Source organism: Streptomyces sp. NPDC054847, assembly GCF_053610925.1.
On sequence record NZ_JBSGZJ010000149.1, the window covers coordinates 1 to 14,695 of the forward strand.

Genomic DNA, 14,695 nt, shown 5'->3' on the forward strand with positions numbered 1-14,695 from the left:
GGGCGTATCGGTGTCCGGGTACTGGCCCGTTGTGACTAGCCCGGCCGGGCCACTGCGAACCACCCGAAAGGACAGGCCCGTTGAACTGAACCGCCCGAGCGGGTGGTGCGTCATCAATCAGTAGGAAGAGCTGCTGTGAAATGCCTGCGGAGCGACCTCCGTGGGTGAACACTGGGGACCGACCGACAGATACGGGGGAGCGGCCATGAACACCTCATCGAGCCGCACGACACACACCACATCACAGCGAAAGAACCCATCCATGTGCCAGCACCAGCCAGCCTGTCCCACATCCGACTCCGCCGACCGTGAGGCGGCCCGCCTCGTGGCGCACCATCCGGAACAGGGCTGGAGCCTGCTGTGCAACGGCGTGCTCCTCTTCGAGGACACCGGCGAGCTGCTGCCCGACGGCCGGATCATCGCCCCGCGCCGTACAGCGGCCGCCGGCCCGCTGGTGACCGCGGCCTAGGCCTCTTCGGTAACACGGGAAACAGAAGGGCCGGCCCGGAGAACTTCCGGACCGGCCCCGACGCATGTGCCGCGCGGCTCGCGTCAGTTGTCGTACTCCTCCAGCGGCGGGCAGGAGCACACGAGGTTACGGTCGCCGAACGCTCCGTCGATGCGCCGCACCGGCGGCCAGTACTTGTCGGCGGCGTTCACGCCCGCCGGGAAGACGGCCTCCTCGCGGCTGTAGGCGTGGTCCCACTCGCCGCCGAGCGCGGACGCCGTGTGCGGGGCGTTGCGCAGCGGGTTGTCGTCGGCGGACCACTCGCCCGACGCGACCTTCTCGATCTCGCCGCGGATCGCGATCATGGTGTCGCAGAAGCGGTCGAGCTCGGTCAGGTCCTCGCTCTCGGTCGGCTCGATCATCAGCGTGCCGGCCACCGGGAAGGACATCGTCGGCGCGTGGAATCCGTAGTCGATCAGGCGCTTGGCGATGTCGTCGACGCTGACGCCGGTCGCCTTGGACAGCGGCCGCAGGTCGACGATGCACTCGTGGGCGACCAGGCCGGCCGGACCGGTGTAGAGCACCGGGTAGTGCGGCTCGAGACGCTTGGCGATGTAGTTCGCCGCGAGCACGGCGACCTGCGTCGCCCGCTTGAGACCCTCTCCGCCCATCAGGCGCACGTACGCCCACGAGATGGGCAGAATGCCCGCGGAGCCCCAGGGAGCCGCGGAGATCGGCCCCACGCCCGTCCGGGGGCCGGCCGCGGGCTGGAGCGGGTGGTTCGGCAGGTAGGGCGCGAGGTGGGAGCGCACACCGACCGGGCCGACGCCAGGACCGCCGCCGCCGTGCGGGATGCAGAAGGTCTTGTGCAGGTTCAGGTGCGAGACGTCGCCGCCGAACCGGCCCGGCTTGGCGAGACCCACCAGGGCGTTGAGGTTGGCGCCGTCGACGTACACCTGGCCGCCCGCGTCGTGCACCTGGGCGCAGATGTCGGCGACGTGCTCCTCGAACACACCGTGCGTCGACGGGTAGGTGATCATCAGCACGGACAGCTCGTCGCGGTACTGCTCGATCTTGGCGCGCAGGTCCTCGACGTCGATCTCGCCGTCGTCGGCGGTCTTCACCACGACGACCTTCATGCCGGCCATCACGGCGCTGGCCGCGTTGGTGCCGTGCGCGGAGGAGGGAATCAGACAGACCGTGCGGCCCGCGTCCCCGTTGGCGCGGTGGTAGGCGCGGACGGCCAGCAGACCGGCCAGCTCGCCCTGCGACCCGGCGTTGGGCTGGATGGAGACCTTGTCGTAGCCGGTCACCTCGGCGAGGCGGTCCTCCAGCTCGTGGATCAGGGTCAGATAGCCCTGAGCCTGCTCCACCGGTGCGAAGGGGTGGATCTGGCCGAACTCGGGCCAGGTCACCGGCTCCATCTCGGTGGTCGCGTTCAGTTTCATGGTGCAGGAGCCGAGCGGGATCATGCCGCGGTCCAGCGCGTAGTCGCGGTCGGCGAGCCGGCGCAGGTAGCGCAGCATCGAGGTCTCGGACCGGTGCTGGTGGAAGACGGGGTGGGTCAGGTACTCGTCGTCGCGCAGCAGCGCGGCCGGCAGCGCGTCCGCACCGGCCGCGTCCAGGGCGTCGACGTCGCCGTCCACGCCGAAGGCGGCCCAGACGGCGGTCAGCTGCTCGCGGCCGGTGGTCTCGTCGCAGGCGAGGGAGACGTGATCGGCGTCCACCAGGTACAGGTTGACGCCGCGCTCGCGGGCGGCGGCGACCACGTCGGCGGCCCTGCCGGGCACCCGGGCGGTCAGGGTGTCGAAGTACGAGCCGTGCAGGAGCTCGACGCCGCCCGCCCGCAGCCCTTCGGCGAGGATCGCGGCGTAACGGTGGGTGCGCCGGGCGATCGCACGCAGCCCGTCCGGGCCGTGGTAGACGGCGTACATGCCCGCCATCACGGCGAGCAGCACCTGCGCGGTGCAGATGTTGCTAGTGGCCTTCTCGCGGCGGATGTGCTGCTCGCGGGTCTGCAGGGCCAGCCGGTAGGCCTTGTTGCCGTCGGCGTCGACGGAGACGCCCACGAGGCGGCCGGGCAGGCTGCGGGCGAACTTCTCCCGGACCGCCATGTAGCCGGCGTGCGGTCCGCCGAAGCCCATGGGGACACCGAAGCGCTGGGTGGTGCCGACCGCGATGTCCGCGCCGAGCTCGCCGGGCGAGGTGAGCAGCGTCAGGGCCAGCAGGTCCGCGGCGACCGTGACGATCGCGCCGAGCTCGTGCGCCTGCTCGATCACGGGCCTGAGGTCACGCACGGCACCGGAGGCGCCCGGGTACTGCAGCAGCACACCGAACACGCCGCGCTCGGCGATCTCGGCGGGGATTCCCTCGCTGAGGTCGGCGGTGACGACCTCGACACCGGTGGGCTCGGCACGCGTCTCTATCACGGCCAGGGTCTGGGGCAGGGCGTCCGCGTCGACCAGGAAGACGCCGTTCTTGACCTTGCCCACACGGCGGGCCAGCGACATGGCCTCCGCGGCGGCCGTGCCCTCGTCGAGGAGCGAGGCGCCGGAGGTGGGCAGCCCGGTCAGGTCGGCGACCACGGTCTGGAAGTTGAGCAGCGCCTCGAGCCGCCCCTGCGAGATCTCCGGCTGGTACGGCGTGTACGCCGTGTACCAGGCCGGGTTCTCCATGACGTTGCGCAGGATGACCGGCGGCGTGAACGTCCCGTAGTAGCCGAGTCCGATCATGGGGGCGAGCACCTGGTTGCGGTCCGCAAGGGTGCGCAGCTCCGCGAGGACGTCCGCCTCGGTGCGGGCGTCAGGGAGGTCCAGGGCCTCGGCGCTCTTGATGACGTCCGGTACGGCGGCGGCGGTGAGCTCGTCGAGGGAGCCGTAGCCCACATGGGCGAGCATCTTGGCCTGGGCACCGGCGTCGGGCCCGATGTGCCGCTGCTCGAACGGGATCCCTCGCTCCAGCTGGGAGAGCGGAATGCGGTTGGCGGTCATGGTGGGAGGCCTCCTGGTCTTCGCGACCTGCGAGGGGCATCACGGCATGGATGCCCGGACGGCCTCCCCCTCTGTCATCTCGACCTGAGAGCTTCACCGGGCGTCATGGAGCGACATCCCGGCTTTCACCGTCGGTGAGAGCGGATGCCGTCCGACGCCCGCTCTGCTTTCCAGAGTGACCTCGTCCGTGCGGTACAGGTGCCTGAGAGATTCCGGGGAGGATTTGCTCCTTCGGCGCCTCCGGACTGCTCTCCGGAGGACTCTCCCGCACAGGGTCAGCGGCCGTTTGCCAGGGTACCAGCGTGCATCCACACGATCGCTCGAGTGGCCGACACCCGGAATGTGGACTTCTGTAGTCGTTGGAGAGCAGTTGCGACCATTTGGAGGGACCGTGCAGACCGACATCGATCCGCGCAGCCTGATCGGCCGCAAGGCGTTCGACCGCAACGGCAACAAGATCGGAACCGTTGACGAGGTGTACCTGGACGACGCCACGGGCGTGCCCGAGTGGGCGGCCGTGCGCACGGGCCTCTTCAGCCGCGACGCCTTCGTCCCTCTCGAGCCGAGCGAGCTCGTCGACAACGCGCTGCACGTCCCCTACGAACGCGCGCTGATCAAGGACGCGCCCGACTTCGGAGTGGGCCGCCATCTGTCGCCCGAGCAGGAACTCCAGCTCTACCACCACTACGGGCTCGACCTCTCCGGTCCGCCTCCCGCGCCGGCACCCGCCTCCGGCGACCGGTCCTTCGGCCGGGTCGCGGGGCAGGAGGACTGACCGCCCGCACGCCTGCGTCATCGGGGCTCGGGCCGCACGGACGGGCCCCCTGCTCACCGCCGTTTCGTCGCCTCTCCCCCGCCGCGCCAGGTCAGCCCGGACGCCGGTCCGGGACAGGCTCCCGAGGCATGACCGGTGGCTCCGGCGGCTCGGCGCCGCCTGCCGCAGAGGGCTGGGGCGGCGCCGCTTGCGTGGAAGCCGCTGAGGCCCCGGATGGTGGCGATTCCACGGACGTCCCGGAGCGGGTGGCCTGCCGGGAAGACGTCGGCGTTCTCCCCGCCTCGTCGCCCGGTGCCGCAGCCGGATCCGGCGCCCCGTCGGCCGCGGCCGACGGGGGCTCCGCCCGCCCGGTGGGCCGCACCAGCGGCAGTGGGTCCGCGGCCTCGAGGTCCTCGTCGTCCACCCGGAAGGTCCGGACCCTGCCCGGCGCCGACCACGGCTCCTCGAACCGCACGGTGACCCTGCCGACGCCGCTGCCCTGGACCCAGCCCGGCCCGTACGTCGCATGGCGCACGTCCTGTCCGGCCGCCCAGCGTCGCTCCGCCGGGTCGGGCCGGCCGGGCTCGGTACGGTGCGGTTCGCCCGCCCCGGCTGGTGCGCCCTCCGGGGCCGTAAGCGCACTCTCCTCCTCGGCCCCCGCGGCCGCCTCGGCCTCGGCCTCCGCCTCCGCCGCGGCCTGCGCGAACAGGTCCTCCTGGGTGTAGTCCGCGAGCCCCGTCACGCCCACGCCCAGGAGCCGTACGCCACCGGTGGTGTCCACCGACTCCAGCAGCCTGCCGGCCGCCTCCCGCACCACCGTCGGGTCGTCCGTCGGCCCACGCAGCGTCTCCGACCGCGTCAGCGTCGAGAAGTCGTACCGGCGGACCTTGAGCACGATGGTCCGGCCGGAGTGACCGCTGCCGCGGAGCCGCTGCACGCACCGCTCGGCAAGCCGGTCCACCTCGAGCCGGACCCGCACCCGGTCGTGCAGATCGACGTCGAAGGTGTCCTCGACGGACACCGACTTCGCGTCCCTCTCGGCCACTACGGGCCGGTCGTCGTGCCCCAGCGCCATCCGGAACAGCGATGCTCCGTGCGCCCTGCCGAGCAGCCGTACGAGCTCGTCCTCGCCCGCCTCGGCGAGGTCCGCGACGGTGGTCATGCCGGCCCGCCGCAGGTGCTCCCCGGTCGCCGGCCCCACGCCGGGCAGGGTCCGGACGGGCATCGGCCCGAGCAGGTCACGCTCGGTGCCGGGATCGATCAGCACCAGGCCGTCGGGCTTGGCCTGCTCGGAAGCGATCTTGGCGATCATCTTGGAGCCGGCCAGCCCGACCGACCCGGTGAGTCCCGTGACGGCCCGGATGTCGGCGCGCAACCGCTCCCCCGTCGCACGGGCGGACGGGGCGTCATGGGCCGCGCCACCGGCCTCCAGGTCCACGAAGGCCTCGTCGAGGCTCAGCGGTTCCACGAGCGGCGACAGCCGCCCCAGCAGCTCCATGACCTGCTCGCTCACCGAGCGGTACAGCGAGAAACGTGGTACGAGACAGGCCGCGTTGGGTGCGAGCCGTCTGGCCTGCGCCATCGGCATCGCCGAATGCACGCCGAAACGCCGGGCCTCGTAGGAGGCCGTGGCCACCACGCCCCGCGGACCGAGTCCACCGACGATCACCGGCTTTCCGCGCAGCGACGGCTTCGCCGCCTGCTCGGCGGCGGCGAAGAAGGCATCCATGTCGAGATGCAGGATCGTCGGCGCGGTTCTCACATGTCCGATGCTCCCCCACAGCACTGACAACGGGGAGCGGCGAGCGCCGTCAGACGGCCCGGTCGCGTCTGCGTCTGGCCAGCTCGTCCGCGGGGTTGTGCCCCACCAGGGTCTCCCCCGTGTCGATCCGCTCGCCGTGCAGCTGCGACAGCGCCGTCTCGACGTCCCGCCACACGACGCCCACGGCGATCCCGAAGACGCCCTGACCGCCCTGGAGAAGGCCGACCACCTCGTCGGGCGAGGAGCACTCGTACACCGTCGCGCCGTCGCTCATCAGCGTCATGCGCTCGAGGTCCCGGAACCCCCGGGCCCGCAGGTGCTGGACGGCCGCCCGGATGTTCTGCAGCGCCACTCCGGTGTCCAGGAAGCGCTTGACGATCTTGAGGACGACCACGTCGCGAAAGCTGTAGAGCCGCTGGGTGCCGGAGCCGTACGCGGGCCTGACGCTCGGCTCCACGAGACCCGTGCGCGCCCAGTAGTCGAGCTGCCTGTAGGTGATCCCGGCGGCCGCGCAGGCCGTGGGCCCGCGGTAGCCGATGGTGTCGGTGGAGGGCGCGGCTGCGCTGTCGTGCAGCGGGTACGGCCCGCTTTCCACCGGACCGCGTCCGGGGCCGCCCCCAACCGTACTGTCGCCGCTGCTTCTCACGCCGACCTCCGTCCTTGACCTGCCACCTCGAAGGTAGGGAGTCACCAGGGGTGCGTCAACGATCGCCACACTCGGCACGCCGAGTGATAATCACCCTGAGAGTGGTTTCCCGTGCCCCCATCCGGGGAAAGGCTGCTCGAATGCGCCGGCACGGGAGCGATCCGCCCACGCGTCGGCGGAACCGTCACTGGTTGCTGGACCCGAAGTCCTCGGGGGAGATCTGGTCGAGGAACTCGCGGAACTTCTCCACCTCGTCCTCCTGCTCGTCCGGGATGGCGATACCCGCGTCGTCCAGCACCCCGTCACTGCCGTAGATCGGCGTACCGGTGCGCAGGGCGAGCGCTATCGCGTCGGACGGCCTGGCACTCACCTCGACCCCGCTGGCGAAGACCAGCTCCGCGTAGAAGACGCCTTCGCGCAGGTCGGTGATGCGGACCTGGGTGAGCTCCTGGCCCACCGCCTCCAGCACGTCCTTGAAGAGGTCGTGGGTCAGCGGCCTGGCCGGTGCCATGCCCTGCTGGGCGAAGGCAATGGCGGTCGCCTCCCCGGGACCGATCCAGATGGGGAGGTACCGATCGCCTCCCACTTCACGCAGGAGCACGATCGGTTGGTTCGAGGGCATTTCGACCCGGACACCCACAACGTCGAGCTCGTTCACACAGCAACCCTAGGACGTGCGCGACCGGTTTGGGTAGTCGGGCTGGTCCAAGATCAGTGGAGCCGCACTCCGAGGGCGGTCTGCACCAGTGCCGCATGGAGCTTCACGGACAGCGTCACGAGCTCTTTCGTGGTGGCCTCCGCATGGGCCCTGGTCTGCGGATTACGGTGCCGGCGCAGCGGTGCGACGACCTGTTCGACCAGGCCGGCATCGCGGTCCGCGGAGGCTTTCATGGCACGCAGGTGCCTGGGCTCGAGACCGAATCTGCCCAGCTCTGCGACCATCCGTGCGACCGTGACCGCCTCCGGCTCGTAGGCGCCGCTCCCGTCCGGGGTGAGCAGGCCGTACGACTCCCACTCTGTGAGCTGCTCCTCGGACACCTCGGCGGCGGCCAGCAGGGCCGCCCGGCCGATACGGCCCCCGCGGGGACGCTCGGCCTCCGGTTCCCAGGAACCGTCGAAGAGGTCCCGCTGGGCGCCCTGTGCGGGCAGCTGCACCTGCTCGCCCCGTTCGAGGGCGTCCAGCTGCTCGCGGATGACTTTCAGGGGAAGGTAGTGGTCACGCTGCATCCGCAGCACCAGCGCGAGCCGCTCGACGTCCCGGGCCGTGAATTTGCGGTACCCGGAGGGCGTACGGCTCGGCTCGACCAGGCCCTCTGCCTCCAGGAACCTGATCTTGGAGATCGTGACTTCCGGGAACTCGTCGCGCAGGTGCCCGAGGACCGCGCCGATACTCATCGGGCGGTCGCCCGCGGCGGCGGTGCCGTGACCGGCACCGCCCGTCGGTGTTCGCAGCATGTGCCTTCCCTGGGGGTCACCCCGGACGGAGTCTGGGGAGGGTTACACGCCCCGCTGGCTCGCGTAGAAGACCAGCCGGTACTTGCCGATCTGAACCTCGTCGCCGTTGGCCAGGACCACGGAGTCGATCCGCTCACGGTTCACGTACGTGCCGTTGAGGCTGCCGACGTCGGATACGGTGAAACCGCCGTCCGGCCCGCGCCTGAACTCCACGTGCCGCCTCGACACCGTGACGTCGTCGAGGAAGATGTCGCTCTGCGGATGGCGCCCCGCCGTGGTCAGCTCACCGTCCAGCAGGAAGCGGCTGCCCGAGTTGGGTCCGCGGCGGACGACCAGGAGGGCAGAGCCGAGCGGCAGTGCCTCGACGGCGGCCTGGGCCTCCGGCGAGAGCGAGGGGACGGCGGTCTGGCCGGTCACCTCCGAGTCGTAGGCCTCGATGCCGGAGATGGAGATCGTCGACGTCGTCTCCGACGCACGCTCGGCCGGCGCGCCACCCCTCAGCGGCGCACCGCAGTTGGAGCAGAACCGACCGGCCTCGGTGTTCCGGTGGCCGCACCTCGAACAAACCGGCAAACCCGCCATGGACGGATCCTCCTGCCGCGGCTGCCCCGCGTGGGGATTGGTCGCATACGGGTCGGAGGCAAACCCTCCACCCGCACTTGAGGTTGATGGATCCCCGAAACCTATGCCGCGGGCACCGGCAGGGTCAACAGACGACGCGCCCTGTCCGCCCGAATTGTCACCACCGGCCACCTCGTCCCGGAACAGCGGGCGCTCGCCGCCCTGCTCCTCGCTCTGACCATGACGCGGCGCGCGATGGCGGGCGTTGCCGTCCTCGCGTGAACTCTTGCCGAACAACTTCGCAAACAACTTCACGGGCGTTTCCCCTTGACCGAAATAGACCCGCCCGTGGGGCAGGACGAACCCTCAACCAACACACCTGCCGAACCGGACACCCTCACAACGTCCGTACCCTCCGGACAGTTTCCACCACGCACCACATATGTGATGCGTCGCCCCCCTGCAATCCTCTGCCCGGGTCCGGCACTCCCCATGTCCCCCCGCTTCACTGCGGTGACGACCGAGCGTAGTCAGGCCGCTCCGCCGGTCGCAAGGCGTCGACAATGATCTTCTCTGATGGCTCCACGGTAGCCGTGGCCTGCTCCTTCTCCAGGGTCTGCACGACACCACCGGGGATGTTCAGGGCGGGCTCCAGGTCCTGCGGCTTGCCGATGACCTTGAAGGTGTACGGAGCCGTGATCCGCTTGCCGTCGACCTCTATGTCCCCGGCGGCCCCCGAGAAGAAGGTGTCCGCGACGACCCGGGTGCCGTTCACCTGGATCGCCTCCGCACCGGCCGCCCGCAGCTCCTGGATCGTGTCGAGCAGCATGTCCGACTCCACGGTGCCGGAGGGGTCCTGGATCGTGAGAGTGATGCCCGGCCCCTCCGCGGCGACCGTGCCGGCCAGGATGCCGAGCTGCTGTTCCTTCTGCTGCGTCTGCCTCCGGGCCTCTTCGGCCTGGTCCGAGCTGTTCTCGAGTTCGGTGCGCTGGTCCTCGAGGCGCTGCTTCTCGTCCTCGAGCCGCTGGGTGCGGTTGTCCAGTTCGTCGAGGATGCGGACCAGGTCCTCCTGCCGGGCACCGCGCAGCGCGCTCTCGTCGCTGTTGGAACGGACCTGGATGGCCAGGCCCAGACCGAGGACGAACAGCAGCACCGCGACGATGAGTTGGGCACGGGTCACCCGCGGCGGCCACACCGCCGCACCGAGCCGCTGCCGCCCGGTCCGGACATCGGTCTTCGACGGATCGGGTTCCTGCGCGACGGGGGGCGCGGGCGGCTGCGCCTGCGGGAGCGGCTGGGCGCGCGGCGGCCGCGGCTGCGGCGCCTCGTTCCTGGAGGTCTCTTCGCTGCTCATCGTCACGCCCGGAAGACATGCCGGCGGATGGCCGCGGCGTTGGAGAAGATCCGGATTCCGAGCACGACGACCACACCCGTGGACAACTGCGCGCCGACGCCCAGCTTGTCGCCGAGGAACACGATCAGCGCGGCCACCACGACGTTCGAGAGGAAGGACACGACGAAGACCTTGTCGACGAAGATTCCGTCGAGCATGGCCCGCAGACCGCCGAACACAGCGTCGAGCGCGGCGACGACCGCGATCGGCAGATAGGGCTCGACCACCGCCGGCACTTCGGGCCGGACCAAAAGCCCGACCACGACTCCCACGACGAGGCCCAGTACCGCGATCACGATGTGCCCTTCTCTGATTCGGCCGCTCCCGGCCCACTGCCCTGCGGGGCGTCGGCGGTCGTCGGCTCAGCTGTTCGTACGATCAAGCTCGGGGCCGCGGGCAGTCGCACCGACTCCTCGTCGGAGATGCTGGTGCGGATTCCGAAGTCCTCTTTGAGGACCTGGAGATACTGCCCGTCGGCACTGCCTTGGAAGGCGGTACGCAGCTTGCTGCCGTCCCCCACCGCGAGCACCGTGTACGGCGGCACCAGCGGCCTGTTGTCGACCAGTATGGCGTCGCCGGCCGCACGGATCGCCGACAGGGCGGTCAGCCGCTGCCCGTTGATCGCGATCGCCTCGGCACCGGACTCCCAGAGGCCGTTGACGACCCGCTGCATGTCCCGGTCCCGTACCCGGCCGGTGTCGGAGAAACCGCTGCTCTCCCGCGGCCCGTCGCCGCCCTGGTCGGTCCCCTTGGCATCGTCCACGACGAGTTTGACGCCCGGGCCGTGCACCTCTGTGGCGCCCGCCAGCAGAGGAACCGTCGCGCCCTGCTCCTCGCCCTGCGCGTTAAGGGCCTTGCGCTGCCGCTCCTCGACGTCCGACCGCAGAGCCTCGACGTCCCGCTCCACGGCGTCGGCCTTCTCGGTCTGCGCCTCGACGCGGTCGATGAGCTCCTCGCGCTCCTTGGCCAGGACCGGTGCCGAGATCTGCGCCTCGGCGGCTCCGAGCGTGACGACGGCGGCCGCGAGCACGAGACCGGCGGCCAGACCCAGCTTGGCGCGCAGCGTGCGGGGCATACCGCCGCCCTCCGCCCGGCGCGCCGCCGCCTCCGCGTAACCGTCGTCGAGGCTGTGCTCCATGACATTGGTCAGCAGCGACATGGACGCATCAGGGCGCGCGGGCGGAGAACCTGTGCTCCGAACGGGGGGCTGCTGCGACATGCCGCACATCGTCGCACGTCGCAACCGCTACCGCCGAATGGCCCCACCGGTGTGCCGACGGACGCCCCACAGGAGTCCGCCGGCACACCGGCAATGCGTCAGTGACCTGCGCTGTCCACGACCGACGACCATTCGTCCAGGAGCGCCTGGGCCGACGCGTCGTCGGGCCCCTCCGCCCACAGATGGGTGACGGCCTCCGACGGGTCGGGGAGCACCATCACCCACCGGCCGTCGGCCTCGACCACGCGCACACCGTCGGTGGTGTCCACGTGCCGATCGCCGGCGGCCTCGACCACACGCCGCATCACGAGCCCCTTGACCGCCCACGGCGTCGCGAGGTCCCGCCTGAGCACATGGGCCCGCGGGATACGGGCGTCGATCTGGCTCAGCGTGAGCTGCGTACGGGCGACCAGGCCGACCAGCCGAACGAACGCGGCCGTACCGTCGAAGACGCTGCTGAACTCCGGCACGATGAAGCCGCCGCGACCGTCGCCGCCGAAGATCGTGGTCTCCTCCCGGCACACCCTCGTCAGGTCGTCAGGGGACGTCGTCGTCCATTCGACCTGCGTGCCGTGATACGCCGCGACCTGCTCGGCGATCCTCGTCGTCGTCACCGGCAGCGCCACACCGCCGCTGCGCCGCTCCGCCGCGACCAGGTCGAGCAGCACCAGCAGCGCACGGTCGTCCTCGACGATCCGGCCCCGCTCGTCGACCAGCGAGATCCGTTCGCCGACGGGGTCGAACCGGACGCCGAACGCCGCACGCGCGGAGGCGACGATCTCCCCGAGCCGGACCAGACCGGACCTGCGGGTGTCCGCGGACTCCGTGGGTCGGGACTCGTCGAGGCCGGGATTGATCGTCAGCGCGTCGACCCCGAGGCGTCCCAGCAGGCTCGGCAGCACAAGACCGGCGCTGCCGTTGGACGCGTCGATGACGACCTTGAGACCGGACTCGGCGATCCCGGTGGTGTCCACGTTCCGCAGCAGGGAGCCGGTGTACGAGTCGAACACGCTCGACGGGAAATGCAGATCGCCGATCTCGCCCGGGAACGCACGCCGGTACTCCTGCCGCGCGTACACCCGGTCCAGCTTGCGCTGACCACCCTGCGACAGGTCGGCACCACGTTCGTCGAAGAACATGATGTCGACGGAGTCGGGCACACCCGGCGACGTACGGATCATGATGCCGCCCGCACTTCCGCGCGCCGTCTGCTGGCGCGCCACGGGCAGCGGCACGTTCTCCAGGTCGCGTACGTCGATGGCGCTGGCCTGCAGCGCTGAAATCACGGCGCGTTTCAGGGCACGGGCGCCACGCGAGTGGTCACGTGCGGTGGTGACGGTGGCGCCCTTCTTCAGCGTGGTGGCGTACGCACCGGCCAGGCGCACCACGACCTCCGGCGTGATCTCCACGTTGAGGATGCCGGACACGCCTCTGGCACCGAAGAGATGCGCCTGTCCCCGGGACTCCCAGATGACGGACGTGTTGACGAACGCGCCGGCCTCGACGGTCTTGAACGGATAGACCCGGACGTTGCCCTGGACGATCGATTCTTCACCGACGAGGCACTCGTCGCCGATGACGGCGCCGTCCTCGATGCGGGCGGCGCGCATGATGTCAGTGTTCTTACCGATGACGCAGCCGCGGAGATTGCTCTGCGGACCGATGTAGACGTTGTCGTGGACCACGGCCTTGTGCAGGAACGCACCGGTCTTCACGACGACGTTGGAGCCCACGACGGTGTGCTCGCGGATCTCGACGCCCGCTTCGACCTTGGCGTAGTCGCCGATGTAGAGCGGGCCTCGCAGCGTCGCGTCGGGATGCACCTCCGCGCCCTCCGCGACCCACACACCGGGAGAGATCTCGAAGCCGTCGAGCTCGACGTCCACCTTGCGCTCCAGGACGTCGGCCTGGGCCTTCACATAGCTTTCGTGAGTGCCGACGTCCTCCCAGTAGCCCTCGGCGACATAGCCGTAGATCGGCTTGCCTTCCTTCATGAGCTGCGGGAACACATCCCCGGACCAGTCGACGGGAACGTCGGGCTGGACATAGTCGAAGACCTCGGGCTCCATCACGTAGATGCCCGTGTTGACCGTGTCGGAGAAGACCTGCCCCCACGTCGGCTTCTCGAGGAAGCGCTCGACCTTTCCCTCTTCGTCGACGATGGTGATGCCGAATTCCAGGGGATTCGGCACGCGCGTCAGACACACGGTGACCAAAGCGCCCTTCTCCTTGTGGAAGGAGATGAGGTCGGTCAGGTCGAAGTCGGTGAGGGCGTCACCGGAAATAACGAGGAAGGCGTCGTCCTTCAGCGCTTCCTCTGCGTTCTTCACACTGCCGGCAGTGCCGAGTGGCTTCTCCTCATTGGCATAAGTGAGCTCCATTCCGAGCTCTTCGCCGTCACCGAAGTAATTCTTCACGAGTGAGGCGAGAAATTGCACGGTCACAACGGTTTCGGTGAGCCCGTGCCGCTTGAGCAGCCTGAGCACGTGCTCCATGATGGGCCGGTTGGCCACCGGCAGGAGCGGCTTGGGCATGCTCGAGGTCATGGGGCGAAGTCGGGTACCTTCGCCGCCGGCCATCACGACGGCCTTCATGTCGGAAGCGTCCTCCTTGAAGAGACGACTGTCTGGCCGACTTCACCCGTCCAAAGGTGACCGCTGGTGACGTGTGGTGACACGCGCGGCCGGCGACACAGCGCGCTCCCACACCGACGAGGTCAATCGGCCATAGTGTCCGCTTTGACGAGACGGCGGACCTGAATCACATAGAGGATCCCTGCCCACCAATACAGAGTTGTACCCCATCCCGCGAACGCCCATCCGAAAATCGCCGCGAGTGACGCAAGCCACCCCGTTCCGTCACTCAGGAGCAGCAAGGGGAAGGCGTACATGAGGTTGAAGGTGGCGGCCTTGCCCAGGAAGTTCACCTGGGGCGGCGGATAGCCGTGGCGACGGAGGATTCCCACCATCACCAGCAGCATCACTTCACGTGCCAATAGCGCGGCCGTCAGCCAGAGCGGCAGAATCTCCCGCCAGGTGAGACCGACAAGGGTCGACAGGATGTAGAGGCGGTCGGCGGCCGGGTCGAGGATGCGCCCCAGGCTGCTGATCTGGTTCCAGCGTCGGGCCAGCTTGCCGTCGAGATAGTCGCTGACGCCGCTGAGCATGAGCACCAGCAACGCCCAGCCGTCACTCTTGGGCCCGCCGAACTCGGGGCGGAGAATCAGCCACAGGAACAGCGGCACGCCGACGAGGCGAGCCATGCTCAGGATGTTGGGGATGGTGAGTACCCGGTCCGTTTGAACGCGGGTCTCCTGGACCTCCACCCGGGGGCCTCCTGTGTGGAATGTGCCGACGATGCTCCCTGACCTTACCTGCAGCGGGAGCCGGCCTGTGCAGTGCCCCCCTTGAACGCAGGAAAGCCCCGCACCAGAGGTGCGGGGCTTTCCCACAATGATTGTTCGGCGG

At 69.7% G+C, this 14,695-nt stretch carries 13 protein-coding genes and 1 riboswitch; of the genes, 2 read left to right on the forward strand and 11 right to left on the reverse strand.

The features are described from left to right. Positions 1-262: 262 nt before the first annotated feature. Positions 263-469, forward strand: a complete 207-nt coding sequence (locus ACWGH4_RS17100; RefSeq protein WP_441267470.1) for a DUF5999 family protein — start codon at positions 263-265, stop codon at positions 467-469. Between the two features lie 83 nt (positions 470-552). Here the strand turns inward: ACWGH4_RS17100 and gcvP are convergent, their stop codons facing one another. Next, positions 553-3,438 (reverse strand): aminomethyl-transferring glycine dehydrogenase, encoded by a 2,886-nt coding sequence (gene gcvP, locus ACWGH4_RS17105; protein ID WP_453461250.1) that lies wholly within the window; start codon positions 3,436-3,438, stop codon positions 553-555. A gap of 180 nt (positions 3,439-3,618) precedes the next feature. Further along, positions 3,619-3,716: riboswitch (glycine riboswitch) on the reverse strand. Positions 3,717-3,829: 113 nt separating this feature from the next. Here gcvP and ACWGH4_RS17110 point away from each other — a divergent pair. Beyond that, the gene (locus ACWGH4_RS17110; RefSeq protein ID WP_441267472.1) at positions 3,830-4,213 is read left to right on the forward strand and encodes a PRC-barrel domain-containing protein; all 384 of its coding nucleotides are present in this window, start codon (positions 3,830-3,832) and stop codon (positions 4,211-4,213) included. Between the two features lie 91 nt (positions 4,214-4,304). Here the strand turns inward: ACWGH4_RS17110 and ACWGH4_RS17115 are convergent, their stop codons facing one another. The 10 genes from ACWGH4_RS17115 to ACWGH4_RS17160 all read right to left on the reverse strand — a co-directional run bounded on the left by ACWGH4_RS17115 (position 4,305) and on the right by ACWGH4_RS17160 (position 14,553). After that, the gene (locus ACWGH4_RS17115) at positions 4,305-5,954 is read right to left on the reverse strand and encodes a DNA polymerase IV (RefSeq protein WP_453461253.1); all 1,650 of its coding nucleotides are present in this window, start codon (positions 5,952-5,954) and stop codon (positions 4,305-4,307) included. A 49-nt stretch (positions 5,955-6,003) separates the two neighbouring features. Further along, positions 6,004-6,549 (reverse strand): MerR family transcriptional regulator, encoded by a 546-nt coding sequence (locus ACWGH4_RS17120; RefSeq protein ID WP_244258316.1) that lies wholly within the window; start codon positions 6,547-6,549, stop codon positions 6,004-6,006. Positions 6,550-6,784: 235 nt separating this feature from the next. Further along, positions 6,785-7,258, reverse strand: coding sequence for a bifunctional nuclease family protein (locus ACWGH4_RS17125; protein ID WP_005320145.1), 474 nt, complete (start codon positions 7,256-7,258; stop codon positions 6,785-6,787). 53 nt (positions 7,259-7,311) lie between these two features. Continuing rightward, entirely contained in the window at positions 7,312-8,055 is a 744-nt protein-coding gene (gene ftsR, locus ACWGH4_RS17130; RefSeq protein ID WP_441267474.1) for a transcriptional regulator FtsR, read from the reverse strand. A gap of 42 nt (positions 8,056-8,097) precedes the next feature. Next, positions 8,098-8,973 carry an FHA domain-containing protein gene (locus tag ACWGH4_RS17135; RefSeq protein WP_229835089.1) on the reverse strand — a complete coding sequence of 292 codons (876 nt, stop codon included), beginning with the start codon at positions 8,971-8,973 and terminating at the stop codon, positions 8,098-8,100. A gap of 148 nt (positions 8,974-9,121) precedes the next feature. Further along, complete coding sequence (locus tag ACWGH4_RS17140; RefSeq protein WP_453461261.1) at positions 9,122-9,970, reverse strand: DUF881 domain-containing protein; 849 nt, start codon at positions 9,968-9,970, stop codon at positions 9,122-9,124. A gap of 2 nt (positions 9,971-9,972) precedes the next feature. Then, positions 9,973-10,305, reverse strand: coding sequence for a small basic family protein (locus tag ACWGH4_RS17145; protein WP_003970459.1), 333 nt, complete (start codon positions 10,303-10,305; stop codon positions 9,973-9,975). After that, the gene (locus ACWGH4_RS17150) at positions 10,302-11,228 is read right to left on the reverse strand and encodes a DUF881 domain-containing protein (protein ID WP_453461257.1); all 927 of its coding nucleotides are present in this window, start codon (positions 11,226-11,228) and stop codon (positions 10,302-10,304) included. Before ACWGH4_RS17150 ends, ACWGH4_RS17145 begins: the two co-directional genes overlap by 4 nt. A gap of 98 nt (positions 11,229-11,326) precedes the next feature. After that, entirely contained in the window at positions 11,327-13,822 is a 2,496-nt protein-coding gene (locus ACWGH4_RS17155) for a mannose-1-phosphate guanyltransferase (RefSeq protein ID WP_189470220.1), read from the reverse strand. 122 nt (positions 13,823-13,944) lie between these two features. Next, positions 13,945-14,553, reverse strand: a complete 609-nt coding sequence (locus tag ACWGH4_RS17160) for a CDP-alcohol phosphatidyltransferase family protein (RefSeq protein ID WP_005320121.1) — start codon at positions 14,551-14,553, stop codon at positions 13,945-13,947. Between the last annotated feature and the right edge of the window lie 142 nt (positions 14,554-14,695).

Excerpts from the sequence above, each read along its gene's own strand:
- ACWGH4_RS17100 (WP_441267470.1), top strand. The coding sequence starts at position 263 with ATGTGCCAGCACCAGCCAGCCTGTCCCACATCCGACTCCGCCGACCGT.
- gcvP (WP_453461250.1), bottom strand. The coding sequence starts at position 3,438 with ATGACCGCCAACCGCATTCCGCTCTCCCAGCTGGAGCGAGGGATCCCG.
- ftsR (WP_441267474.1), bottom strand. The coding sequence starts at position 8,055 with ATGCTGCGAACACCGACGGGCGGTGCCGGTCACGGCACCGCCGCCGCG.
- ACWGH4_RS17140 (WP_453461261.1), bottom strand. The coding sequence starts at position 9,970 with ATGAGCAGCGAAGAGACCTCCAGGAACGAGGCGCCGCAGCCGCGGCCG.
- ACWGH4_RS17150 (WP_453461257.1), bottom strand. The coding sequence starts at position 11,228 with ATGTCGCAGCAGCCCCCCGTTCGGAGCACAGGTTCTCCGCCCGCGCGC.
- ACWGH4_RS17155 (WP_189470220.1), bottom strand. The coding sequence starts at position 13,822 with ATGAAGGCCGTCGTGATGGCCGGCGGCGAAGGTACCCGACTTCGCCCC.